The sequence below is a fragment of the Parabacteroides sp. AF18-52 genome, from assembly GCF_003479145.1.
In the GTDB taxonomy this organism is placed as follows: domain Bacteria; phylum Bacteroidota; class Bacteroidia; order Bacteroidales; family Tannerellaceae; genus Parabacteroides; species Parabacteroides faecis.
In genome coordinates, this window is record NZ_QUGR01000008.1 from 129,285 (window position 1) to 155,798 (window position 26,514).

The 26,514-nt window shown below is 43.2% G+C and carries 22 protein-coding genes; 18 read left to right on the top strand and 4 right to left on the bottom strand.

Features of this window, described 5'->3' with window-relative positions; translation table 11 throughout:
- Positions 1–170: 170 nt before the first annotated feature.
- The 10 genes from DWX23_RS14600 to DWX23_RS14645 all read left to right on the top strand — a co-directional run bounded on the left by DWX23_RS14600 (position 171) and on the right by DWX23_RS14645 (position 13,815).
- Positions 171–1,391: an alkaline phosphatase family protein gene (locus tag DWX23_RS14600; protein WP_122375015.1), complete on the top strand. Its 1,221-nt coding sequence runs from the start codon at positions 171–173 to the stop codon at positions 1,389–1,391.
- 18 nt (positions 1,392–1,409) lie between these two features.
- Complete coding sequence (locus DWX23_RS14605; protein WP_122375016.1) at positions 1,410–2,924, top strand: sulfatase; 1,515 nt, start codon at positions 1,410–1,412, stop codon at positions 2,922–2,924.
- A 102-nt stretch (positions 2,925–3,026) separates the two neighbouring features.
- The gene (rpsF, locus tag DWX23_RS14610) at positions 3,027–3,380 is read left to right on the top strand and encodes a 30S ribosomal protein S6 (protein WP_122274690.1); all 354 of its coding nucleotides are present in this window, start codon (positions 3,027–3,029) and stop codon (positions 3,378–3,380) included.
- A gap of 2 nt (positions 3,381–3,382) precedes the next feature.
- Positions 3,383–3,652, top strand: a complete 270-nt coding sequence (gene rpsR, locus DWX23_RS14615) for a 30S ribosomal protein S18 (protein ID WP_007654155.1) — start codon at positions 3,383–3,385, stop codon at positions 3,650–3,652.
- 21 nt (positions 3,653–3,673) lie between these two features.
- Positions 3,674–4,117 carry a 50S ribosomal protein L9 gene (rplI, locus tag DWX23_RS14620; protein ID WP_122362415.1) on the top strand — a complete coding sequence of 148 codons (444 nt, stop codon included), beginning with the start codon at positions 3,674–3,676 and terminating at the stop codon, positions 4,115–4,117.
- Positions 4,118–4,355: 238 nt separating this feature from the next.
- Entirely contained in the window at positions 4,356–5,570 is a 1,215-nt protein-coding gene (locus tag DWX23_RS14625) for an N-acetylmuramoyl-L-alanine amidase (protein ID WP_122375017.1), read from the top strand.
- A 23-nt stretch (positions 5,571–5,593) separates the two neighbouring features.
- Complete coding sequence (locus tag DWX23_RS14630) at positions 5,594–6,478, top strand: MlaD family protein (RefSeq protein WP_122353848.1); 885 nt, start codon at positions 5,594–5,596, stop codon at positions 6,476–6,478.
- Between the two features lie 365 nt (positions 6,479–6,843).
- The gene (gene dnaA / locus DWX23_RS14635) at positions 6,844–8,241 is read left to right on the top strand and encodes a chromosomal replication initiator protein DnaA (protein ID WP_122353847.1); all 1,398 of its coding nucleotides are present in this window, start codon (positions 6,844–6,846) and stop codon (positions 8,239–8,241) included.
- A 255-nt stretch (positions 8,242–8,496) separates the two neighbouring features.
- Positions 8,497–11,034, top strand: a complete 2,538-nt coding sequence (locus tag DWX23_RS14640) for an adenosylcobalamin-dependent ribonucleoside-diphosphate reductase (protein WP_122375018.1) — start codon at positions 8,497–8,499, stop codon at positions 11,032–11,034.
- 87 nt (positions 11,035–11,121) lie between these two features.
- Positions 11,122–13,815, top strand: coding sequence for a 4-alpha-glucanotransferase (locus DWX23_RS14645; protein ID WP_122375019.1), 2,694 nt, complete (start codon positions 11,122–11,124; stop codon positions 13,813–13,815).
- A 36-nt stretch (positions 13,816–13,851) separates the two neighbouring features.
- Here DWX23_RS14645 and DWX23_RS14650 read toward each other — a convergent pair whose 3' ends face one another.
- Positions 13,852–14,232, bottom strand: a complete 381-nt coding sequence (locus DWX23_RS14650; RefSeq protein WP_122353844.1) for a polymer-forming cytoskeletal protein — start codon at positions 14,230–14,232, stop codon at positions 13,852–13,854.
- 87 nt (positions 14,233–14,319) lie between these two features.
- Between DWX23_RS14650 and folB the strand changes: the two genes are divergently transcribed.
- Genes folB through DWX23_RS14675 form a run of 5 tightly spaced genes read left to right on the top strand, consistent with a single transcriptional unit; the run spans position 14,320 to position 18,813 of the window.
- Positions 14,320–14,682 carry a dihydroneopterin aldolase gene (folB, locus tag DWX23_RS14655; RefSeq protein ID WP_122375020.1) on the top strand — a complete coding sequence of 121 codons (363 nt, stop codon included), beginning with the start codon at positions 14,320–14,322 and terminating at the stop codon, positions 14,680–14,682.
- 56 nt (positions 14,683–14,738) lie between these two features.
- A complete protein-coding gene (locus DWX23_RS14660) occupies positions 14,739–16,175 on the top strand; it encodes a monomeric [FeFe] hydrogenase (RefSeq protein WP_122375021.1) in 1,437 nt (478 codons plus the stop codon).
- Between the two features lie 6 nt (positions 16,176–16,181).
- Positions 16,182–17,423, top strand: coding sequence for a PNGase F N-terminal domain-containing protein (locus DWX23_RS14665; RefSeq protein ID WP_122375022.1), 1,242 nt, complete (start codon positions 16,182–16,184; stop codon positions 17,421–17,423).
- Positions 17,424–17,479: 56 nt separating this feature from the next.
- Positions 17,480–18,124, top strand: coding sequence for a MarC family protein (locus DWX23_RS14670; RefSeq protein ID WP_122375023.1), 645 nt, complete (start codon positions 17,480–17,482; stop codon positions 18,122–18,124).
- Complete coding sequence (locus DWX23_RS14675; RefSeq protein WP_122375115.1) at positions 18,124–18,813, top strand: HAD family hydrolase; 690 nt, start codon at positions 18,124–18,126, stop codon at positions 18,811–18,813. Before DWX23_RS14670 ends, DWX23_RS14675 begins: the two co-directional genes overlap by 1 nt.
- A 221-nt stretch (positions 18,814–19,034) precedes the next feature.
- Here DWX23_RS14675 and DWX23_RS14680 read toward each other — a convergent pair whose 3' ends face one another.
- From DWX23_RS14680 to mtaB, 3 genes are read right to left on the bottom strand one after another with little or no spacing between them, the layout of a single operon-like run.
- Entirely contained in the window at positions 19,035–20,063 is a 1,029-nt protein-coding gene (locus DWX23_RS14680; RefSeq protein WP_122375024.1) for a glycosyltransferase family 2 protein, read from the bottom strand.
- Complete coding sequence (locus tag DWX23_RS14685; RefSeq protein WP_075558720.1) at positions 20,056–20,943, bottom strand: lysophospholipid acyltransferase family protein; 888 nt, start codon at positions 20,941–20,943, stop codon at positions 20,056–20,058. The genes DWX23_RS14680 and DWX23_RS14685 overlap by 8 nt, the downstream gene beginning before the upstream one ends.
- Position 20,944: 1 nt before the next feature.
- On the bottom strand, positions 20,945–22,273 hold the full coding sequence (gene mtaB / locus DWX23_RS14690) for a tRNA (N(6)-L-threonylcarbamoyladenosine(37)-C(2))-methylthiotransferase MtaB (RefSeq protein ID WP_122375025.1): 1,329 nt from the start codon (positions 22,271–22,273) through the stop codon (positions 20,945–20,947).
- Positions 22,274–22,481: 208 nt separating this feature from the next.
- Here mtaB and DWX23_RS14695 point away from each other — a divergent pair, with 208 nt between their 5' ends.
- From DWX23_RS14695 to DWX23_RS14705, 3 genes are all read left to right on the top strand, one after another.
- Entirely contained in the window at positions 22,482–23,162 is a 681-nt protein-coding gene (locus DWX23_RS14695; RefSeq protein WP_075558718.1) for a hypothetical protein, read from the top strand.
- Positions 23,163–23,507: 345 nt separating this feature from the next.
- Entirely contained in the window at positions 23,508–24,665 is a 1,158-nt protein-coding gene (locus tag DWX23_RS14700; RefSeq protein ID WP_122375116.1) for a 6-bladed beta-propeller, read from the top strand.
- A gap of 107 nt (positions 24,666–24,772) precedes the next feature.
- Positions 24,773–26,437, top strand: coding sequence for an AMP-binding protein (locus DWX23_RS14705; RefSeq protein ID WP_075558717.1), 1,665 nt, complete (start codon positions 24,773–24,775; stop codon positions 26,435–26,437).
- The last annotated feature ends 77 nt before the right edge of the window (positions 26,438–26,514 follow it).

The following is a 26,514-nucleotide window of genomic DNA, read 5'->3' on the forward strand; positions in this document are numbered from 1 at the left end:
GTAGATGTTGTAGATAGTATAAACTATTTAAATTCCGTTTTTTGAGCTTTAAAGCAGATTAGATAGGCGTTGTTTTTCGATTAATATGATTAGTCATGCTCTTTATTTCATTAAATAAAAGAAATGTGTACTTTTAGGACTTCATTTATAATCATAAAGGGGAGATAGTTATGAGACGTATTTATTATTTGTTGCTGGTTAGCCTGTGTTGCACCAGTTTGTTTGCAAAAACAAAGAAAGCTGTGTATATAATCATTGACGGAGTTCCTGCCGACCAGATCGAGCGGCTTCATACGCCGGCCATATTCGATATTGCTTCCAGAGGAGCTTATGCGAGGGCTTACACCGGAGGTGAGATAGGCGGATATTCACAGACTGCAACGATCTCAGCCATCGGTTATACCAATCTGCTGACGGCTACCTGGTTTAATAAACATAACGTAGGGGGTAACTCCGACCTGAAACCCAATTATAACTACTGGACTATTTTCCGGATAGCCAAAGAACAACCCAAAGATTACAAAACAGCCATTTATTCCAGCTGGACAGACAACCGTACCGTCTTGATCGGGGAAGGAAAGAAGGAAACAAACCATTTGAAAATAGATTATGTAAAGGACGGTTACGATCTCGATACAATCCGCTTCCCGAAGAAGGAAAAAGATTTGCATATTTTCGATATAGACGAACAAATTTCGAAGGATGCTGCCGAAGGAATCCGTAAAGATGCCCCTGATCTGAGTTGGGTTTATCTGTGGTATACCGACGACGCGGGACATATTGCCGGAAACGGAGCTTTTTTCGATGAATATGTTCGGAAGGCTGACAACCAGGTTGCTCGTATTTGGGAAGCTGTCAAATATCGTGAAGCTAATTTTGATGAAGAGTGGATGATCATAGTAACGACCGACCATGGTCGTGGCGAGAATGGTCACGGACACGGAGGGCAATCCGAGCGCGAACGTACTACCTGGATTTCGACCAACGTTCCGGTAAACAACCATTTCAAGGCGGGCGGTCTGGCGATCACGGATATTGCCCCTTCTATCTGCCGTTACATGGGATTCGAGGTGCCGCAATTAGTCCTTTGGGAACAGGATGGCATGCCGTTCATCGGTAAAACGGATATTTACGATTTGCAGACTTTACCTTATGATAATATGGTGGAACTCTCTTGGAAATCTTATTCGGGAAATGTCCCCGTTACGGTTTATGCCGCAGCCGACAATAAATTCAAGGAGGGAGGGAAAGACGAGTGGATAAAAGTCGCAGAGCTTCCTGCCGGAGCGACGGAATATACAGTCGATCTGCAAACATTGCCGTCTTCGAAATTCTATAAGTTCGTTGTGCTGTCTCCCGGAAATCATTTAAACCGCTGGTTACTGAAATAGAAATATAATATAAGTATTATGAAGAAAACTTTATGTGTATCGAGTTTATTGCTTTTGACCGGACAGCCGATGATTGCGCAGGAACGTCCGAATATAATCGTTTTTCTGGTAGATGATATGGGATTGATGGATACCTCTTTGCCTTTCCTGACGGATGCAGAGGGGAATCCGGTCCGTTATCCGTTGAACGATTGGTATCAGACACCTAACATGGAGCGCATGGCCCGTCAGGGAATCCGTTTCTCTACTTTTTATGCACAGAGTGTAAGTTCTCCGTCGCGTGCCTCTATTATGACCGGACAAAACTCGACCCGGCACAGAACAACCAACTGGATCAACTCCGAAAGTAATAACAAAACCCCTTTCGGACCCGAAGAATGGAACTGGGAAGGCCTGTCGAAGAGTGATGTTACTTTGCCCCGTGTCCTACACGATGCCGGATATAAGACGATCCATGTCGGTAAGGCTCATTTCGGATGCCAGAGCAGTGAAGGTGAAAATCCGCAGAATATCGGCTTCGACGTAAATATCGCAGGCTCTTCGATCGGGCAGCCGGGTAGTTACTATGGTGAGAATGGCTACGGAAATATAAAAGGGAATAAAAGCCGTGCCGTGCCGGGACTGGAGAAATATCACGGTACGGATGTCTTTCTGAGCGAGGCTTTAACCCTGGAGGCCAACGAACAGATCAATAAGGCGGTGGGAGAGGAGAAACCTTTCTTCTTATATATGTCTCATTACGCTGTTCACGGTCCGTTTGAAGCCGACAAACGCTTTGCCGCTCATTACGGTTATACGGGAAAGCCGAAGGTAGCAGCCGATTTCGCCACCTTGATAGAAGGTATGGATAAATCGCTGGGCGATATTATGGATCATCTGGAAGAACTAGGTATAGCAGAAAATACCTTGATCATGTTCCTGGGAGACAATGGTTCCGACGCTCCTCTCGGTGATGATAAAGGATATACCTCTTCTGCTCCTTTACGGGGAAAGAAAGGAACGGAATATGAGGGTGGTGTCCGTGTTCCGTTCATTGCTTGCTGGGGAAAGCCGGATGCACAAAATCCAAATCAAAAGAAATTACCGATAGAAGCAGGCGCGATCCAGCAGCAATTGGGTACGGTCATGGATCTGTTTCCGACCGTTCTGTCTCTTGCCGGAGCTGACAATCCGAAAGGACATACGATCGATGGTGTGGACTTGCGTGTTCAGTTTGAAGGGAAAAAGAACGCTACCCGCTCGGAGAAAGTATTGATGCATTTTCCTCACGAACATCGTGGAAGTTATTTCACCACCTATATCGATGGCGACTGGAAGCTGATTTACTACTATAATCCTGAAAGGCCGGCCGAACCCCGTTACCGTCTATACAACCTGAAGAACGACCCGGGCGAATCGCTCGATCTCTCCCTTCGTGACGGCAACCGGGTAAAAGCGATGGTGAAAGCCATGAGTGCCCAGCTTGAAGCAGAAGGGGCGCTTTATCCGGAAGATGCGGAAGGGAATGTGTTGAAACCATTCTTGCTTTTTTAGATAAAATACTAAGAAAAAGAATCGAAGTATTTGTGGTGTAAATAATTCTCCTTACCTTTGCACCGCAAATTTTAAGTATTAACAAAAATAAAACAGCGTTTTATGAACAATTACGAAACCGTTTTCATTTTGACTCCCGTTTTGTCTGACGCACAGATGAAGGAAGCGGTAGAAAAATTCACGAACCTCCTGAAAGCAGAAGGCGCAGAAATCGTGAACGAAGAAAATTGGGGATTGCGCAAATTAGCTTATCCTATCGACAAGAAAACAACAGGCTTCTATCAGCTGGTTGAATTCAAGGCAAATCCGGAAACTATCGCTACTTTGGAAGTTAACTTCCGTCGTGACGAACGTGTGATCCGCTTCCTGACTTTCCGCCAGGACAAATATGCAGCAGAATATGCCGCTAAGAGAAGAAATCTGAAATCATCTAAAGAAACAGTAAAGGAGAATTAATCATGGCAGCAACTCAATCAGAAATCAGATATTTAACTCCGCCTTCAGTAGACGTTAAGAAAAAGAAATATTGCCGTTTCAAAAAGAACGGTATCAAGTATATCGATTACAAAGATCCTGAATTCCTGAAGAAATTCCTGAACGAACAGGGTAAAATTCTTCCGCGTCGTATCACTGGTACATCTTTGAAGTTCCAGCGTCGTATCGCTCAGGCTGTAAAAAGAGCTCGTCACTTGGCGTTGCTTCCTTACGTAACCGATTTAATGAAATAATAAAAAGAGAGGAGACAGAATATGCAAGTTATTTTGAAAGAAGATGTAATCAATTTAGGTTACAAAGACGATATCGTAACAGTAAAAGACGGTTACGGACGTAACTTTCTAATCCCCCAGGGTAAGGCAGTAATCGCTTCTGAGTCTGCTAAGAAAGTATTAGCTGAAAACCTGAGACAGCGTGCTCACAAATTGGCTAAGATCAAAGAAGATGCTCAGGCATTGGCTGCTAAGTTGGAAGGCGTTGCATTGACTATCGGTGCAAAGACCAGTTCAACAGGTACAATCTTCGGTTCTGTTACAAATATCCAGGTTGCTGAAGCTTTGGCAAAGGCTGGTTTTGAAGTAGAACGTAAGATCATCTATATTAAGGATGCTGTTAAGGAAGTAGGTAACTACAAAGCAATCCTTAAACTTCACAAGGAAGTTTCTGTTGAAATTCCTTTCGAAGTAGTTTCTGAATAATTCAGTAAACGATATAAAGTGAAAAGGGCAGTCCTTCGGGATTTGCCCTTTTTTATTTTCCGTCTTTCTTTTTATAGAATTGATTTGTAGTTTTCATATTATTGGGCTAAATCTGTTTTCTAATATTGGATTCTCTTTGCTGTAAACAAGAGACGACCAATTATTTATAGAAAAAGACTTCGCTTAATCAGCAAAAAAATGCTACATTTGCCCCGAATTTGCATAAAAATACTGTAAAATGGCTAGGATATCTTTTCTATGTATTAATCTGCTGATGGTCTTGTTTTTGACCCAGCCTGTACTTCAGGCGAGGGAGAAAACGTTTACTGTCGTGATTGATGCTGGTCATGGTGGAAAGGACCCGGGAGCGAGAGGTACGGTTATCAATGAAAAAGAAATCAATCTTTCGGTAGCTTTGAAACTGGGAGATAAGATATCTGCGAGCCACGATGATGTAAAAGTTATTTATACCCGCAAGACTGATCGCTTTATTGAGTTGGATGAACGTGCAAATATCGCGAATCGGAATAAGGCGGATCTTTTTATTTCTATCCATACAAATTCAGTTAAAAAGGGTAGTACAGCTCGGGGAACGGAAACATATACGTTGGGTTTGGCTCGTACTGATGAAAATCTGGCGGTGGCTATGCGTGAGAATTCGGCTATATTACTGGAGGATAATTATGAACAAAAGTATGAAGGCTTTGATCCGAATTCTTCTGAATCCTATATTATCTTTGAGTTTATGCAAAATAAGCATATGGAACAAAGTATAGGTTTTGCCTCGGAGATACAAAAGTGTTTTGTGTCTGCTAAACGGGCTGACAGAGGGGTAAGACAGGCTGGCTTTTTGGTTTTAAGGAAAACGAGTATGCCGAGTGTATTGGTAGAACTGGGATATATTTCGAATCGCGATGAGGAACATTTTATGAAATCATCAGATGGACAAAATAAACTGGCAAATGCTTTGTTCGATGCATTTACTCGATATAAAAAAGAATATGACCGAAAGCAAGGAGGAGTATCGGGAGGGAATTCTTCTTCCGGAAGCGTAACGACATCGGTAGAAACTTCTTATTTTGCAGATGAGCAAGTAGAAGAAGGGGTAGCACCCGGTAGCGAACAGGATATTCTAAATAGAAAGAAGAAGTCTTCCGTCTCTTCACAAAAAAGGCAGAGTACAACTACCGCTGCGAGAACAAAATCAGTCACAACAGGTAAAATTGTCTATAAAGTGCAAATTCTTACCTCGGATAAAAAACTTTCTTCGGGGGCAAAAGTGTTTAAAGGATATAAGAATGTGGATTACTTCGTGGAGAAAGGAATCTATAAATATACTTGTGGTGAAACGACTGATTTTGATTCGATCAGGAAGTTGCGCAGGCAGGTAGCTAAAGATTTTAAAGATGCGTTTATCGTGGCTTTTAAAGATGGCAAAAAGGTGAAATATTAAAGAGAAACATATAATTTAAAGGGATGAAAAGTATATTGACCAAAGAGGCAAAGATCGGACTTGTGAGTATAGTCAGTCTGGCATTGCTTTATTTCGGGATTAATTATCTGAAAGGTATAAATTTATTTAAACCGGTAAATCATTATTTTGTCACATTTCATAATGTAAAAGATGTAACAGTCTCTAGTCCTGTTTTCATTGACGGTTTTAAAGTGGGGTTGGTGAGAAGTATTGTTTATGATTATGAGAATACTGATAAAATAACGGTTGAGATCAGTCTTGACGATGAGATGCGGTTGACTTCAGGGAGTTATATAACTATTATAAAGACGCTTTTAAGTGGTGGAGAGCTTCATATTCATCTGAATAAATATGTACAAGACTATTTGAAACCAGGTGCTACAATCGAGGGGCGCATGGAGGAGGATATGATGCAGGCCGTACAGGAAAAGATCTTGCCGGGGGTAGAAGTGCTTTTGCCTAAGCTGGATTCGATATTGGGCGGCTTACAGGCCTTGATCAATCATCCGGCAATATCTCAGTCCCTGGATCATATTGCGAAGACCACAGGGAACCTGGAGGTTTCCACCCGCCAGCTGAATAGTTTGCTGAGTAAAGATGTTCCGGGTATCGTTTCTGACCTGAAAGTAATAACCGGTAATTTTAATGAAGTGAGTTCCGGATTGAAGGAGCTGGATTTGGCCACCACGGTCAATTCGATCAATGCAACTTTGGCGAACCTGCAACTAACTACAAACAAGCTGAATCAGAAGGATAATACATTGGGCTTATTGTTGAATGACAGGAGTTTATATAATAATTTGGATAGTACGATGCTGAATGCTTCCAGGTTGTTGCTGGATCTGAAGCAGAATCCGAAAAGATATGTTCATTTTTCTGTTTTTTGACCAAAAAGATGATTAAAGAGTCTAATCTTATTTAGAAATTTTCCAATTAAGGAAAAATATATATATACATAATTGTAGGCATGCATAAGGCCTTTAGATAGAGGAAAGTAACTTACTCTATAGGTCCTTTTGCATGGAAAACAGTGGGATAGCGTAGTTAATAAAAGTGCCCCAAAATAAAGGCTTCGTGAATAGATGAGTGTGTAAGTGGCTGTAAATCAGTTTTGTTTTTATAACTGCTTGAAAGTAAATGGGATATTAAACATTCAAAAGAACCAAATAATTCGGCACTTTTTTTTTACGAATTAATTTCTAAACTTTGTAGTCGGAAAAATAAAAAAGTATAGTTGGGAGAGTAATAAATCATGCAAACTGAATATCAGACATTGTGGAATAAATGCCTCGCTGTCATAAAAGACATCGTGCCGGAGGCCGCTTTTAACACATGGTTCATGCCGATCGTCCCGTTATCCTACGAGGATAATAAGTTCACGATCCAGGTGCCAAGCCAATTCTTTTATGAATATCTTGAAGAGAAATACGTCAATGTACTGAAAGTTACATTGTATCGTGTGATTGGTCAGGGTACAATACTTAACTACCGTGTGATGGTAGATAAGACAACTGGTGGTACGGTGGATTATCCGGCAGAAAATGGTTCAGTAGCAGTAAAGAAAATAACTCCCAAAGATGCAAATAAGGCTCCTAATCCATTTATTCAAACTGCACCGCAGGATTTAGATCCTCAATTGAATCCCAAGTATAACTTTGATAACTATTTTGAAGGAACCAGTAATAAGTTGGTGCGTACAGCTGGTGAAGCCGTTGCTCAGAATCCCGGAAAAACAACATTTAATCCGCTGTTCATTTTCGGACCGTCTGGCGTTGGAAAGACACATTTGTGTCATGCCATAGGAACCCGTATCCGCGAACTCCATCCGGAAAAGAAGGTGTTATATGTTTCTTCCCACTTGTTTCGTGTACAGTTTACTGACGCGATCCGTAAAAATACGACGAATGACTTCTTGAATTTTTATCAGAATATCGACGTGTTGTTGCTGGATGATATCCAGGAATTGATCGGTATGGATAAGACTCAGAATACATTCTTTCATATATTTAATCACCTCCATCAGTTAGGTAAGCAGTTAATCCTTACTTCGGATAAGGCTCCTGTCGACCTGCAGGGTATGGAAGAGAGATTGATCACCCGTCTGAAATGGGGACTTACTGCTGAGTTAAGTCGTCCGGACCTGGATCTTAGAAAGAAAATCCTGAAGAATAAGATCAACCATGATGGTATCGTTATACCGGATGAGGTATTTAACTTCATTGCAAATAATGTAACGGAAAATGTTCGTGACCTGGAAGGAATTCTTGTTTCGTTGATGGCAAATGCTGTTATCAATAATAAGGAAATAGATCTGCCTTTGACTAAGCGTGTCGTTAGTCAGGCTGTTCGCTTGGAAAAGAAGCAGCTTTCTGTTCAGATGATCCAGGAGATAGTTTGTAATTACTTCAATTTGGACCAGGCGGTTATTCAGACCCGTTCCAGAAAACGCGAAATAGTACAGGCTCGCCAGATAACGATGTATCTTGCCAAAAAATATACGGATTGTTCATTCTCCCACATCGGTAAGATTGTCGGAAAGAAAGACCATGCAACTGTACTGCATGCTTGTAAAACGATCAAAGATCAGATGGAAACGAGTAAATCTTTCCGTTCTTCGGTAGAAGAGATCGAAGTGAAGTTGAGAGGCTAATAAATCTCTACATATAAAGATTAAAAAGGATGTTATTTTTATAGCATCCTTTTCTGTTTTGGAAAACATTGAATGTGTTGATGTTTTCTTTTTGGAAAATATTTTCGATGGTGTGAAAAGTTATTTCATTGATAATCATATGGTGTATAAAGAGAAATGGAAAACCTTGAATTCGTTTCGATTTTAGTTGTTGAATAATTTGGTCAATAAATAAAGTATTCTTAAACTTGCACTATTATTAATACAGTATTTATCGTGAACCATAAAACTTACACATTCGATGAAGCATTTAAAGCTTCACTGGAGTACTTTACAGGCGACGAGCTTGCCGCTAAAGTATGGGTAAACAAGTATGCCTTGAAGGATGCATTCGGGAATATTTATGAGGAATCTCCCGTAGATATGCATCATAGGTTAGCTAATGAAATTGCTCGTGTCGAGAAAAAGTATCCTAATCCGTTATCGGAACAGGAACTTTATGACCTATTTGATCATTTCCGTTACATCGTTCCTCAGGGAAGTCCAATGACGGGAATTGGCAATGATTACCAGATTGCCTCACTCTCTAATTGTTTTGTTATAGGATTGGATGGAGAAGCAGACTCATATGGCGCAATTATCCGTATCGATGAAGAACAGGTTCAGTTAATGAAGCGCCGCGGAGGTGTAGGACATGACTTGTCTCATATCCGTCCGAAAGGCTCTCCTGTAAAGAATTCAGCATTGACATCGACAGGATTGGTGCCGTTTATGGAACGTTATTCCAATTCGACACGTGAGGTGGCACAGGACGGACGTCGTGGTGCGTTAATGTTAAGTGTATCGATCAAACATCCGGACTCGGAGTCTTTCATCGATGCCAAAATGACAGAAGGCAAAGTAACAGGTGCAAATGTATCTGTAAAGATTGATGATGATTTTATGAATGCTGTGGTTAGCGGCAGTCCGTATAAACAACAATACCCGGTCGATTCGAATGATCCGACAACGGTGAAAGAAATTGACGCACCGGCTTTGTGGAAGAAAATCATCCATAACGCATGGAAGTCTGCTGAACCTGGGGTCTTATTCTGGGATACTATTCTTCGTGAATCAGTTCCGGATTCGTATGCAGATCTTGGTTTCCGTACGGTTTCTACAAACCCTTGTGGTGAAATACCTCTTTGTCCGTATGATAGCTGCCGTTTGCTGGCTATCAATCTTTATTCTTATGTGGTGAATCCGTTTACAGAAGATGCTTATTTTGACTATGACCTGTTTAAAAAGCATGTAGAACTGGCACAACGTATTATGGATGACATTATCGATCTGGAATCTGAAAAGATCGAAAAGATCCTGGAAAAGATCGACTCTGATCCGGAATCGATGGAAGTGAAGGAAACTGAACGTCATTTGTGGGAAAAGATCCAGAAGAAGACATTGCAGGGACGTCGTACAGGTGTGGGTATCACAGCTGAAGGCGATATGATTGCCGCTTTAGGTCTGCGTTACGGAACGGAAGAGGCTACGGAATGCGCAGAGAAGATCCAGAAAACGTTAGCTTTGGCAGCTTACCGTTCATCGGTAATGATGGCGAAAGAGCGTGGAGCTTTCGAAATTTACGATTCAAAACGTGAAGAGAAAAATCCGTTCATAAACCGTCTGCGTGAGGCTGATCCGGAACTGTATGCCGATATGCTGAAATACGGTCGTCGTAACATTGCCTGTCTGACGATTGCTCCGACTGGTACGACCAGTTTGATGACACAGACAACTTCCGGTATCGAACCAGTATTCCTGCCGGTATATAGACGCCGTCGTAAGGTAAATCCGAATGATGCGGAAGCCCGTGTCGATTTTGTGGATGAGACAGGAGACGCATTTGAAGAATATGTAGTATTCCATCATAAGTTTGTTACCTGGATGCAGGCCAACGGTTATTCCGTTACTAAGAAATATACACAGGAGGAAATTGATGAGCTGGTTGCTAAATCACCATACTATAAGGCTACATCGAATGATGTGGACTGGTTGCAGAAAGTCCGCATGCAGGGACGTATCCAGAAATGGGTGGACCATTCTATCAGTGTAACCATCAACTTGCCGGCTGACGTATCGGAAGAATTGGTAGATTCTCTGTATGTTGAAGCATGGAAGTGCGGCTGTAAAGGCTGTACGGTTTATCGTGACGGTTCACGCTCCGGTGTATTGCTGGCAACCGAAAAGAAGAAGAAAGACGATTGCAACTGTATGGAACCGCCGGTGATCGTTTCAACACGTCCGCGTGAACTGGAAGCCGATGTGGTTAAATTCCAGAATAATCGTGAGAAGTGGATCGCTTTCGTTGGTTTGCTGAACGGTCGTCCATATGAGATCTTTACTGGGCTTGCAGATGATGATGAAGGTATCATGTTGCCGAAGAATGTTTCTAAGGGAACAATCATCAAGAGCTACGATGAAGATGGAAAGAAACATTACGATTTCCAGTTCAAAAACAAACGTGGTTATAAGATGACCATCGAAGGCCTGGACGGAAAGTTCGATCCTGAGTTCTGGAACTATGCAAAACTGATCTCCGGAGTATTGCGTTACGGTATGCCTATCGACCAGGTTATCAAGCTGGTTCAGGGTATGGAACTGAATAATGAATCGATCAATACCTGGAAGAACGGTGTTGAACGTGCCTTGAAGAAATATCTGCCGAACGGTACGGAGGTAAAAGGACAGATATGTCCGAACTGCGGTCTGGAAACCCTTATCTATCAGGAAGGGTGTCTGATCTGTACAAACTGCGGAGCTTCAAAGTGCGGATAAGTGTAACACTACAAATATTTTTATAGGAATGCGGGGAAAATCCCCGCATTTTTTATACCTTCGTCTCCGGAACTAAATTTGATACACATGAAAGTCACCTTTAATATAAACTTCCATACCGTTTGGGGTCAGAAGTTATGTGTGGTTGGATCTATTCCCGAGCTTGGCTCATGGGAGCCTGCTTTGGCGAAAGAAATGAACTACAAAGGGGATGGAAACTGGCAGCTTGAGCTGGAACTGGAACTTACATCGCCTCAGCAGACCATTGAATATCGCTACTTTTTAAGTATAAACGACAAACAGATATTTGAAGAGTGGGAGAAAAACCATCAGGTAACATTTGAAGGACATGCCAATCATTATACGCTATATGATTACTGGCAGATACGTCCGGCTAATCTGGCCTTTTACTCTTCGGCTTTTACCAAAAGCCTGTTTGCACATCCCTGTAATACATATGAAAGAGTTGTAAAAAGCGGAAAGAAACTGACCATTAAGATATCTGCTCCCCGTGTAGAGAAATCGCAAAGTATTGCCATTACCGGGAATCAGGAATGTCTGGGAAACTGGCATCCGGATAAAGCGTTGATACTTAGTTGCGATACATTCCCCGACTGGCACATCGACCTGGATGCGAATGACATCACTTATCCGTTGGAATATAAATTCCTGGTATATGACAATGATAAACATCAACCTTTATATTGGGAGGAAGATGAGAACCGGAAGCTCGACTTACCTTCACAGGATTTCGGAGAAACGGTAATGATTTCCGGATTGTATTTCCGTGATAATTTACCTTTATGGCGGTGTGCGGGAACAGTTATCCCCGTATTTTCTTTACGTTCCGAACAAGGGTTCGGTGTCGGTGATCTGGGAGACTTGCGGATGCTGGTCGATTGGGCGAAGAAAACCCGCCAGCGTATTATTCAGGTATTGCCTATGAATGATACGACAATGAGTCATACCTGGATGGATTCTTATCCGTATAGTGCCATCTCCGTGTATGCCCTTCATCCGATGTATATCTGCCTGCCGCAGATGGGAGAATTGAAGGATGCAGGCCGTGCCGCTTTCTATAAAGCAAAACAAGAGGAACTGAATGCAAAAGACTTCGTCGATTATGAAGTTGCAGTAGGATATAAGCTGGCTTATTGCCGTGAGTTCTTCAGTCAGGAAGGACAGTCTGTTCTGTCGACTCCGGAATATCAGGAGTTTTTCGAACAGAACCAATCCTGGTTGATTCCTTATGCCGCTTACAGCTATCTGCGTGAAAAGTATGGAACATCCGACTTTAACAAATGGGATAAGAATGCGACCTATAACAAATCTCAGATACGTGAATTATGTTCGGAAGATAGCGGAGCATATCCGGAAATATCGTTCTATTATTTTCTGCAATATATACTCCATGTACAATTCAAGTCGGCATCCGACTATGCCCGTAAAAACGGTATTGTCCTGAAGGGTGATCTTCCGATCGGAGTAAACCGGACCAGTATCGATGCCTGGACGGAGCCGCAGTATTTCAATATGAACGGTCAGGCCGGAGCACCTCCCGACGACTTCTCTGTGGACGGACAGAACTGGGGATTCCCTACTTATAACTGGAATATCATGGAGAAAGACAATTTCTCCTGGTGGAAGAAACGTTTCCGTAAGTTGAGCGACTATTTCGATTGTTTCCGTATCGACCATATATTAGGTTTCTTCCGTATATGGGAAGTGCCGTTGGATTATATCCAGGGACTTTGCGGTCATTTTAATCCGGCTTTACCTCTTACCGAGGACGAGATAGAACAATATGGTATGGTATTCAATGAAGCCCGGTTTACGACACCGCATATTAACCGGAAGTTCCTGCCCGAACTATTTGGCGATTTAGCTGAAGAAGTGGAGGGAACCTATCTGGCCCAGTCTTCATCCAATCATTTTGTTTTGAAATCGTTCTGCGATACACAACGGAAGATCGAAACTCTGTTTTCCGGTAAAACAGACGGTGTTTCTTTGCGGATAAAACAGGGTTTGTTTGCCATAGCCAATGAAGTTCTGTTTTTGCGTGATCCGCAGGAAAAGGAAAAGTATCATCCCCGTATTTCCGCCAGTCATTCTTATATGTACAGTGAGTTGAATACTTCCGATAAGTATGCATTCGACCAGTTGTATTGGGATTTCTTCTATCACCGTCATAACGATTTCTGGAAAGCACAGGCATTTAAGCGCCTGACGCCATTGGTTGGAAGTACCAATATGTTGGTGTGCGGTGAGGATTTGGGAATGATACCTGATTCCGTACCCGATGTCATGAACAAACTTCAGATCCTTAGTCTCGAAATAGAACGGATGCCCAAGAGTCCGCAGAGCGAGTTCACCGATATGCATAATCTGCCTTATCATTCCGTTTGTACGACATCGACACATGATATGTCGCCACTCCGGAGCTGGTGGAAAGAAGACCGGGGAAAGATACAACGCTATTATAATAATGTATTGCATTATGAGGGACAGGCGCCGGAAGAATGTTCGTCGGAGATTGCTTCCCGTATTGTGGAAAATCATCTGGCGACAAACTCCATGCTGACCATTATCCCGTTACAGGATTGGTTTGCCATCGACGATACGGTAAAAAGGAAAGATATTGAATCGGAGCGGATCAATGTACCTGCCAATTCCAATCATTATTGGCGTTACCGGATGCATATCCCGTTGGAAAGACTGTTGTCGGAAGATCGGTTTAATGATAAGATTGCAGAATTGATTACTGCTTCAGGAAGAAAATAAGAACAGGATATAACAATAAAAAAGCCCGGTAGTAATTTACTGGGCTTTTGTTTTCTTTGTCGTATCGGGTGACATATTACAAACTCCGTTGAAACGGGCATTCGGTTCTATTTCGAGTGACTGTGCAAACACATCTCCTTTGATATTTGCCGTAGCTTTCAGGACTAATTTTTCACTGACACGTACGGAACCTTCTACTTCGCCCAGGATCTCGGCATTGGAAGAGACAATATTACCGATAACTTGTCCTTTCGGTCCGACAACGATCTTGCCGTTACAACTGATATCGCCTTCTACCTGGCCGTCTAATCTGAAATCGGTTTCTGTAATAATATTACCTTTTACGGTTGTTCCGGTGGCAAGGGTGTTATGTAGGCCACCAGCAGAGTTTTCGTCTTTTTGTTTTATTCCCATCATGATACTTTGTTGCTTGAATCGCAAATATAGACTATTTTTTTGCAGAAAGGTTTACTTTATCTACTTTTACAGATAAAATAACGAAAAATGACAGTACAAATAGAGCTGGAGGCCATGAAATTTTACGCTTACCATGGTGTCGCCCCACAGGAGACACGGGTCGGTAATACGTTTGTGGTGAACCTTGTTTTAACGGCACCTCTTGATAAAGCGGTAGCCGACGATACTCTGGAAGATACGATAAATTATGCCGTTGTCTACGAGGTTGTTAAGAGAGAGATGGCAATTCCATCCAAGCTGATCGAACATGCTGCCGGACGTATCCTGGCGGCATTAAAGGAAACGTTCCCCCAACTTCTTATGATCGAACTGAAACTCTCCAAACTGAATCCCCCTTTTGGCGGAGATGTTTACAGTGCCTCTGTAATTCTTAGAGAGACCTACAGTTAGTTTTTGGAGAACTTTCTCTATCTTTGCATAATTAAAGCACAAATAAACAAAACACCATGGCATTTACCAACAACGTAATGATTGTGCGCCACGGATTGATGGCGAAGTTAGTGAAACTTTGGAAAGAGAATCGTCTCCTGGACGAGATTGACCGTTTGCCCATAGAATTAAGTCCCCGTAAATCGAAAGTGATAGGCCGTTGCTGTGTACATAAGGAGCGTGCTGTCTGGAAATACAAGACACTTCCTCTGCTGGGATTCGATATGCAGGATGAAATAGACGAACTGACTCCGTTGTCAGAGTACGCAAAACAGGCTCTGTTGCGTTCGGAAAACAAGAAGGAAAACCTGATGTGTGTTGTTGATGAGGCATGTTCTTCCTGTGTACAAGTAAACTATGAAATTACAAACCTATGCCGTGGTTGTGTGGCGCGTAGTTGTTATATGAACTGTCCGAAAGACGCCATCCAGTTCAAGAAGAACGGACAGGCGCGGATAGATCATGATACCTGTATCAGTTGCGGTAAATGCCATCAGAACTGTCCTTACCATGCCATCGTATATATTCCGATCCCTTGTGAAGAAGTTTGTCCGGTGAAGGCGATTAGTAAGGACGAATATGGCGTAGAGCATATCGACGAATCGAAATGTATCTATTGCGGTAAATGTGTGAATGCCTGTCCTTTCGGTGCCATCTTCGAGATATCGCAGGTGTTCGATGTCTTACAGCGCTTGCGTAATAAGGAGCAGATGATCGCCATTGTAGCTCCTTCCATCCTGGCACAATTCAGTGCGCCGGTGGAAAATGTATATGGTGCGATCAAGGCGATGGGATTCACGGAAATTGTTGAAGTAGCCCAGGGAGCGATGGAAACGACCCGCCGGGAAGCAGAAGAGTTGAAAGAGAAACTGGAAGAAGGACAACCCTTTATGACGACCAGTTGCTGTCCTTCCTATGTGCAGTTGGCGGAGAAACATATTCCGGATCTGAAGAAATATATCTCTTCTACCGGTTCTCCCATGTATTATACCGCCCGCATCGTTAAAGAGAAATACCCCAATGCCCAGGTTGTCTTTATCGGTCCGTGCGTAGCCAAGCGCAAGGAGGTGAAGATGGACCCGGCAGTCGATTTCACACTGACATTCGAAGAGATTGGTTCTATTCTGGAAGGACTGGATATCAAAGTAGAAGAAGCAAAACCCTTCTCCGTTCTCTATAATTCTGTGCGTGAAGCGCATGGCTTTGCCCAGAGTGGCGGTGTTATCAATGCCGTGAAAGTGTATCTGAAAGGGGAACAGGTGAACGCCGTACAGGTTGCCAACCTGACGAAAAAGAATGTCGCCCTGCTTCGTGCCTATGCCAAAACAGGCAAAGCCCCGGCACAGTTTATCGAGGTCATGGCTTGCGAAGGTGGTTGTGTTACCGGTCCTTGCATTCATGCGGATAAGGTTGCGGGACAGAAACAGCTGATTAAAGAACTTACTAAATTCTAAACAACAATGACAAAGAAAATCTTATTCTCATTTTCATTGGCAGGTGCCCTGTTGCTGACGGCATGCGGGCACCGCGAACTACCGGCAATGGGTGACTATTCCGTGCAGGTATTTCATGACACGCCGGTGAAGTTCACACCGGATCAGTATGCCGGTTATAGTGAGCCGGGACCGGATAGTATCTATCATCTGGTAAACGGACGTATCATTCTGAAAAAGGTCACGTTGCCTGACTATAAGCGCAATGTTTCCGTCAACCTGAAAGTGACGATCGCATCCAACGGCGACCGTTGGGATAAGTCGGGTTCCTGCTTTATCCTGCCGAAAGAGTCAGCGATCAATTTGCTGAATATCGCCAAAGGGGAGAAACAATTTCCGGCTGTAGACAGTACGAAGCTGGAAAATATGATCGGTATCGTCTCCGGTGAAGATTATGAACCGACTGTCGAACTGATGCGTTTCATGACTCCGTTCGGTGTAGGTCATTACAGCAGTGCGGACGACAGTCTGAGCAGCAAGCGTAAACCTGTTTATATCGACCAGTGGGCCGATAGCGTAAGCTGGGAGCAGAATATCACCGACTTGTATCCTTTGCTGGAAGGTGGTGCTTATGTTGGTGTCTTTATCGATACCTGGACGGCCGAGGGATATATTGCTAGCGTGACAATCGATGTGGACGAGTCGGATATCACTTGTGATGCTTTGACGAAAAGACATGTCGAACCGTTGATGAACACTGTTTATTATATCGGACAATCCTATCCCGATATCTTTGCCCGCAAAGACGTCTCGACCGGTTTTACTATCCCGGAAGGTGCAAAGAACGTCCGCCTGAAATATATCGTAACAGGGCATGGCGGTCATAACGGTGGTGACGAGTTTGTCCAGAAGCAGAATGTTATCTCGGTAGATGGAGAGGAAGTTCTGAACTTCATCCCCTGGCGTAACGATTGTGCCTCTTTCCGCCGTTTCAATCCGGCGACAGGTGTTTGGTTGGAGAAACGTCTGGCTTCTTATATCGGTCCTAAAGGGTATGCCGAAAAAGAGGTGGAAGAACCGGTTGCTTCTTCCGACTTCTCCCGTTCCAACTGGTGTCCGGGTTCCGATGTCGTTCCCGAAGAAGTGGAACTGACCGATATCCAACCGGGCGAACATACCCTGACGGTCAGCATCCCCGAAGCCCAGGAGATAGACGGCAACAAGCTCAACCATTGGCTGGTTTCCGCTTATTTGGTGTGGGATGAATAAACATACGTAGGGGGGGCAAACCCGCCCCTACATAAACCTATTAAATCATTGTTATTATGGACACCTTACTCCCTTTCGCCCTTTTGTGCTTCACCTCCTTTTTTACACTGACAAACCCGTTGGGCACTATGCCGGTCTTCCTGACCATGACGAACGGAATGAGTGATGACGAACGTAAAACCATTGTCCGCCGTGCAACGATCGTATCGTTTATAACCTTGATGGTCTTTACTTTCTCCGGCCAGTTCCTCTTCACATTCTTCGGTATTTCCACAAATGGTTTCCGTATTGCCGGAGGTATTATTATCTTTACCATCGGATTCGATATGCTGCAGGCACGTTATTCCAAAGCAAAACTGAAAGACGATGAGGTAAAGACCTATGTAAACGACATCTCCGTCACTCCGTTGGCCATCCCTATGTTATGTGGGCCGGGCGCTATTGCCAACGGCATCATGTTGATGGACGATGCAGATACATTGATAAAAAAGATACTGCTTATCAGTGTCATAGCATTGGTTTATTTTATTACCTTCTTGATTCTCCGGGCATCTACCCGGCTGAACAAGTATATGGGTGAGACAGGCAACAACGTGATGATGCGTCTGATGGGCCTTATCCTGATGGTTATTGCTGTGGAATGTTTTGTAAGCGGATTCAAACCCATAATGATTGACATACTACAACAAGCTAATTTATGATAGAAGGAATACAGGTCATCGGTTTTGATGCCGATGACACGCTTTGGGTGAATGAAACTTATTTCCTGGAGACGGAGCAGAAGCTTCGTCTTTTGTTGGCCCCTTATGTGGATGGGGATACCGTATCGGCAGAGTTGTTCAGGACGGAAAGCAGGAACATGCCTCTTTATGGCTACGGTGTGAAAGCTTATATCCTTTCTGTTCTGGAAACGGCGATCCGTATTACGGACGGGACAGTCCCGGCAAACGTATTGGAGCAGATTCTTCTTTTGGGAAAAGAACAGCTGTCCAAACCAGTAGAACTTCTGGACGGAGTGGAGGAGACGTTGAATGCCCTTGTGGGTCGTTATCGCCTTATTGTGGTAACGAAAGGCGACCTGCTCGATCAGGAGCAAAAGTTACGCCGTTCGGGAATCGAACATCTTTTCCATCATGTGGAGATTATGAGCGATAAGACCGACAGGGAATATCGTCTGTTATTGAAACATCTCGACATACAACCAGAAGAGTTCTTGATGATAGGGAACTCTGTCCGTTCAGATATCCTTCCTCCGTTGGAACTGGGAAGCTATGCCATCCACGTACCTTATCAAACGACCTGGGCGCACGAAAAGGTAGATGAGCCGGTTGTCAGCCCTCGTTTTTTTACCGTTGATTCTTTATGGGATGTGATATCCTTGCTACCCTAAGCCCGCTTGCCGTTAGATCTAATCTTTTTCATTCTTACTATTAATCTTTTTTGTCCGGACTTTTGAGTCTGTAAGGTATGCTTTGCGTAAATGTAACACTATAGTTTCATAAATGTAAGGATAGCCTTACATTTATGAATTCTGCATCTTACTTTTATAAAGGTTAGGAGAAAAAGACTTAAAGGTTACTATGTCTCCTCTTATTTGTAGTGAGGAAACGGCTAAAGGTCGGTGAACTTCTTTTTCCCTTTCAGGTAGAAAGAGAGAATAAGGCTGTTGCGCATCAGTTCCGGGATAGTAGCCAGTGTTGTTTTAGCAAGGTTCTCTTTCCTTTTGGCAACATAATCCGGCTTCATTTCGAAGAATGCTTTCCGAGCTTCGTATACCGCTTTGGCATTCTGAATGTATCCGCATAGCAGAAATTTGGTGGCCGCAATATAATCCAGAAAGAAACGCGCACGCATCACATGCTTCAGGTCTTTTTCGGAAAGATTCTTGTAAATCATCAGCAGGTTGTTTCGGAAATTGAGGAAGGTCTTCCGGGGACTTTCCACCTGTAAGGTAGCACCTCCAACATGATAAACAACCGATCCGGGTGTACATACCAGTCGATACCCGCGGGAACGCAGGCGCCAGCACATATCGATCTCTTCCTGATGGGCGAAGAAACCTGCATCCAGCCCGCCTATCTCCTTATAAATAGCTGTACGGATGAAAAGACAGGCACCCGTAGCCCAAAGGATATCGGCAGGCGCGTCGTACTGGCCATTATCTTTTTCTACGATATGTAGTACGCGGCCCCGGCAGTAAGGATAGCCGTAAATGTCCATATAACCTCCGGCAGCCCCGGCATATTCGAAATATTCCTTATTACGCTGTGCCCTGATCTTGGGTTGGGCGGCAACTATTGTCGTGTCGGCTTCGAGAGCAGACAATGGAGCATCGAGCCAGCCCGGTGTAACTTCGACATCACTGTTCAGCAGAACGGTATATTCATTGTCTATCTGCTTGATTGCCTGATTGTATCCTTCGGCGAAGCCGTAATTCTTATCGAGCTGAATGATCCGTACGGACGGGAACTTTTCTTTCAGCATAGCAATGGAGGCATCCGTAGAACCGTTGTCGGCAACGACTACTTCAGATAGTTCGGAAGGACTGTAATCGATGACCGACGGAAGGAATTTCTCCATCAGCTTGCAACCGTTCCAGTTCAATATAACAATAGCGACTTTTTTTGAATTACTATGCATCTTCTCGTTTGTATTTCCAACGTTTGTGAGTCCAGAGCCAATAAGCCGGATTACGAAGGATCATCTTCTCCGTCATGCGGGCATACGATTCGGTAATCTCGTTTTCGGCAGTTTGCTTGGCATGGGCTGTCATTAACTTCATTTCAACCGTGTAATATCCGCGCTTCACTTTCTGTACATCGAGGAAGATAACCGGCAGGTCCAGTTTTCGTGCGATACGTTCGGCGCCGTTCAGCATCGGAGTGTCCTGGTTCAGGAAGTTTGTCCAGTAATGCAGGTTCGCCTTGCTTGGTGTCTGGTCTGCAATGAAGATCACGATGTTCTTGCTGTTTTCGCGCTTCAGTGTCATCATGTCGCGTACCGTATCATTCTTTTTCATACCATACGAACCGAAGCGGGTACGGAGAAAGATGAACAGGCGGTCGACTGCCTTATTGTTCAAGGGACGGTAGATTTGCCATAGTCTGGATTCCGTATATACCAGGCTAGAGGCACTGAACCATTCCCAGTTTCCGTAATGTCCCATCAACATCATAACCGTATTTTGTCCTTCCGCCTGTAGCTTGGTTGCGACTTCGGGGTTCTTGATGTGGGCACGGCGTAACACTTCCTCCGGCGATATGTGAGCCAGTTTGATCGTCTCGACAATATAGTCGGAAAAGTGATGATAGAAGGCTTTCTCCAGCCTGCGAAGTTCTATTTTGGACTTTTCGGGAAAGGAAGCTTCCATATTGCGGCGGACTACTCTTATCCTGTAACGGATTACCCTATAGATAAGTACATACAGGATATCTGACAGTACATATAATACCGGCATGGGCAGGAAAGCATGAACTTTGGCCCATGAATAGATCAATCCGTATTGAATTTTATTCCACATATCAGCTGTTTGTTACTAATTCACAATTCAGTGCGGTACGGTCTTCATTCCAGCCGGTCAGTGTTACCCGTCGGGTCTCGTTTACCAGCGAACTGTCGTAAGGTATCTCTACTTTGATATAATTTTCCGTGAAGCCATGCATCATGCCTCCTTTCCGGGTATGTTCGAACAGAACTTCCGCCTGACTGCCGGTATGGGCATTATAGAAGGCATGTAGTTTCCTGTCGGAAATGTCCAGCAGTTGCTGGCTACGTGCATGTTTTACTTTCGGGTCTACCGAATGGGCAATCTTCAAAGCCTGTGTTCCCGGACGTTCCGAGTAACTGAACACATGCAGTTGACTGATGTCCAGGCTGTCGATAAAGCTGCGTGCCTCTTCGAACAACTCGTCCGTCTCTCCGCGGGTACCGACAATCACATCCACACCGATAAAGGCGTGCGGCATGATCTCCTTGATCTTCTCGATCTTATGTCGGAAAAGGGCCGTGTCGTAACGGCGGCGCATCAGTTTCAGAACTTCATCGCTTCCGCTTTGCAGGGGAATATGGAAATGAGGGGCAAATCGTTTGCTGGAAGCAACGAAGTCGATCGCTTCGTCTGTGATCAGGTTCGGTTCGATGGAAGAGATGCGGTAACGCACGATACCCTCCACTTCGTCGAGTGCACGGATCAGGTCGATGAATGTTTCATCGGTCGATTTACCGAAGTCACCGATGTTGACTCCCGTCAGTACAATCTCTTTACCTCCTTTGCGGGCTACTTCCTGTGCCTGTTCCACCATGCTGGCGATGGTACCGTTGCGGCTCCGTCCGCGGGCAAAGGGAATGGTACAGTAAGAACAGAAGTAATCGCACCCGTCCTGCACTTTCAGGAAATGGCGAGTACGATCGTCTGCTGAGCAGGAAGGGGAGAATGTGCGTATATCTTTCGTTTGCGAGGCGATCACTGCACCGCCTTCTTCTTTTTTCTTCAGGTCGTCCAGATACATTAATATATCCAGTTTCTGTTCGGCACCGAGAACCAGGTCGACACTTTCTATATGGGAAACCTCTTCCGGTTTGAGCTGTGCGTAACAACCCGTTACAACGATAAAGGCTCCCGGATGTTGTTTGCTGATCCGGCGGATAGCCTGGCGGCATTTCTTGTCGGCAAGCTCTGTCACGGAACAGGTATTAACAACACAGATGTCTGCTTTCTCACCCGCACGGGCTTTGCGTACCCCCTGTTCGGCAAGAACCTTTCCTATCGTGGAGGTCTCTGCGAAGTTGAGCTTGCAGCCCAGGGTATAATAAGCAGCTATTTTGTTTTCAAATACGGTTTTGTCTATCATTGCGATTGAATTATCGCGCAAATGTAGCTAAAATTATTGACATGTAGATTGTTGATGTTTTATCTGGTTACAGCAATGTCGTTATTTATTTAAACTTAGTGAAAGACTTTGTTTTTTATATGATATAGTGAATAGTAAATAGCAATTATATGAATTATTATGAATAACTTTCAGCCAATTTTGTAACAAACTAATATAATGATATAATATGAAAGAGTTATTTTTAAGTTTTAAATATTCCTTTAGCTCAGGTACAGGAGAATTGGAAGGTTATAGATATATTCAAAATGTATTTATTGACATTTATGCTTCAGATATAGAAACCGAAGAAGAAGTGTTAATCGGTAAATCTAGATTAAAATTGATACTAATAAATCAAGCTATTGAAGATCATTTTAGCCTACCGGAACTGTTTGACACAGACCCGGATTTATTTTTTATAGGAGATCAGGTCTTTGATCTGGAAAATGAAAACATTTGTTCTGTTATTCTGGATAAATATCCGGAATGTAGCTTGAGTTTGAATATCGGAGTATTGGATAGGTTGGTACTTATTCCAGAGTATAGGGGATATGGTATTTCTCAGAAAGTGATCAAAGATACGATATTCCATTTTATGACAGCTTGTGGTTTGTTTGTTATTCATCCTTTCCCTTTACAATTTGAAGGAGAACATTGTATGGGAGAAGATACTTGGGAAGACAAGAACTGGTATAAAGGGCTAGAAACCAATGAAAAGAAAGCATTCAAACAATTGACGGCTTTTTATCAAAAGCTTGGATTTGAGCAAATTAAAGGTGTTGAAGATCTATTGTTTTATTGTCCTTTCTATAAAAATAAGAAATTGGATAAGGTAGATTTGAGTGAATTAACTGTTATTCCAGATTAGCACGTATAAGGAGAATATATTTAGAATGGCATGTAGATTGGGCAGATATGGATGCCCTCTGCATGCCATTTTACATACTTCATATTAGGGTTCAACCAGAATTATTATCGGAGTTTTCTTTTAGAGAGCAAGATGCCAGACGTAAGAGTCTGGTCAGGGATAAGATTTGTTTCATACAGTGTTTACTTTCTGTGATTAGGTAAATAGATCAATAATGATTGTTAAAGATAAAGTGTGTAATATAAATTAAGTTGTTTATTTGATGGTGAGTACGTATATTTCGTACGATTTATTCGTTCAAGTGTGAAGATGTTCGTAATTAATATGTATAACAAACAGAAAGAAATGAAAAAGTTAAATGCAAGTCTGGTAATGATTCTCCTTTCAATGGCAGGATTCACAGGATGCCAGCAGTCCGGTAGCCAACATGACGATCTTATCACAGTGGATGTCAGCGCCAGTTATCCCGAGAAGGAACTGGTTCTACAGGATTTTATGGATGTGGAATATGTTCCGTTGGAAACAAATGACGAATTTATTACGCAGGGCATTGTGGAAGCCATCGGTAAGAAGGTCATAGTAGTAAGGAATATGCGGGACGGGAGTATTTTCGTGTATGACAGGGCGACCGGAAAAGGGATAAAGAAGATAAACCGCTTTGGACAAGGTGCCGAGGAATATTCAGGGATTAACTCTATTATATTGGATGAAGATAACAGTGAAATGTTTGTCTCTGACTATCCCGCACGAAAAATATCGGTGTATGACCTGTTCGGAAATTATAAGAGAAGTTTCAAGTATGCAGATACCGGCTATTATGACGATATCTTCAATTATGATCGTGATCATTTGATTTGTTATAAGAAATATTCGACACCGAAAGAAGATGAACAGGCATGCCATTTGCTTGTTTCCAAGCAAGACGGAAGTGTCACCCGTGAAATCCGAATCCCTTTTAAAGCGTATAAGACACCGGTCATTATGAAAGATGAACTGACGGTTGTGCCTGAGTTTCACCTGATGTTCCCCAATCAGAATAATTGGATACTTGTGAACACCTCGTCCGATACGTTGTACAACTATTTGGCTGATGGCAATATGTATCCTGTCATTGCGCGGACTCCCTCCATCAATACCATGGAAACCGAAGTCTTTCTTTTCCCGACCGTTATTACCGATCGTTATTATTTTATGCGGACTATGAAGAAAGAGCTTGACTACAAAACGTTTAAAGGATTCCCTGGTACCGATTTGTTCTATGACAAACAGGAAAAGACTCTTTCTCAGTTTACCATGTACAATGGTGATTATTCAAATAAGAGATCGATTTCATTCCTCTTTAAACCCCGCAACTCCGAAATTGCAATCAGCCAGTCTTTGCAGGCTCCTGACCTCGTCGAGGCTTATGAGAAAGGACAGCTGAAAGGCAAACTGAAAGAAATTGCAGCGGGTTTGGATGAGGAAGCCAATCCGGTGATTATGTTGGCAAAGTACAAAAAATAGAATATAAACCGGCAGATGAATGTAGCGGTTAAGGGTTAAACTCTCCCTATCTGTTGTGTATCTGCCGGATAGTCTGTATTTTTGCACGAAATTTAAGCATCTGTGCTATGATACAAGAGAACTTCATTAAGATATACGAGAACAGTTTCAAGGAAAACTGGTCGTTACCCGCCTTAACAGATTACAGCAAGAACGTCACTTTTACATTTGAAGATGTTGCGAAGGAGATTGCACGCATCCATATTTTGTTTGAGGAATGTCAGATACGTCGGGGGGATAAGATTGCCCTGATCGGTAAAGACAGTGCCCGCTGGTGTATTGTTTATATGGCGGCTGTAACCTATGGTGCGATCATAGTACCGATCCTGCAGGATTTCAATCCGAATGACGTGCATCATATTATCAACCATTCCGAATCGGTGTTCCTGTTTGTCAGCGACCGTATCTGGGATTCGTTGGAAGAAGATAAGATCGAAGAGATACGCGGTGTATTCTCTCTTTCCGATTTCCGTTGCCTGCATCAGCGTGATGGCGAAAGTATCCAGAAGCTGATGAAGTCGATGGATGAAAAGATGGCAGAGAAGTATCCGAACGGATTTTCCAAGAACGATATTAAATATGCGGAATTGGATAACGACAAGGTTGTCCTGCTGAATTATACTTCCGGTACGACCGGTTTCAGTAAAGGTGTTATGCTGACCGGCAACAACCTGGCCGGTAATGTGACTTATGCCAAGACACTGGATCTGATGTATCGTGGCGACCGTGAATTATGTTTCCTGCCGTTGGCGCATGCCTATAGTTGTGCTTTCAACTTCCTGGTACCGATGGCTGTCGGTGCACATGTTTATATGTTAGGAAAAGTTCCTTCTCCGAAGATTTTGCTGAAAGCATTTGAAGAGGTGAAGCCGAACCTGATCCTGACCGTTCCGCTGATTCTGGAAAAGATCTATAAGAAGATGATCCTTCCCCAGTTGAGTAAGACGACGATGAAGCTGGCTCTGAATATCCCTTTGCTGGATTCCCGTATCTATGCACAGATCCGTAAACATCTGGTGGATGCTATGGGTGGTCGTTTCCGTGAAGTGATTGTTGGTGGAGCTGCCATGAACCAGGAAGTAAGTGATTTTCTGTATAAGATCAAGTTCCCGTTTACGATCGGTTACGGTATGACGGAATGCGGACCGCTGATCAGTTATGACAATAATCGCGAATATGTACTAGGTTCTTGCGGGCAGATACTGAAAGGTATTATGGAGGTACGTATCGATTCTGATGATCCGTATAATACGGTAGGGGAGATTCAGGTTCGTGGTGAGAACGTCATGAAAGGCTATTATAAGAATGAAGAAGCGACTAAAAATGTTTTTACCGAAGACGGCTGGCTTCATACCGGCGACCTGGGAACGATCGACCACGATAATCGTATCTTTATCCGTGGCCGCAGTAAGACAATGATCCTGGGTGCCAGCGGACAGAATATTTATCCGGAAGAGATTGAATCGAAGATAAACAACCTGCCTTTTGTCATGGAAAGTATCGTTATCGAAAAAAACGGTAAGTTGGTGGCTTTGGTTTATCCAGATTATGATACGGTGGACGGAACCGGTATTTCTCATACCGATCTGCCAGTCATTATGGAACAGAACCGGATTGAGTTGAACAAGCAACTGGCTTCCTATGAAGTGGTATCTGAAATACAGTTATACCCGACCGAGTTTGAGAAGACTCCGAAGAAAAGTATTAAAAGATATTTATACAGTAACTACTAATCTCTATTATTGTCTCTTGATTAACAGTCTCTTGCATTCGTTGCAAAAAATATTTGAAAAAAAAGTCTCTTATGTTG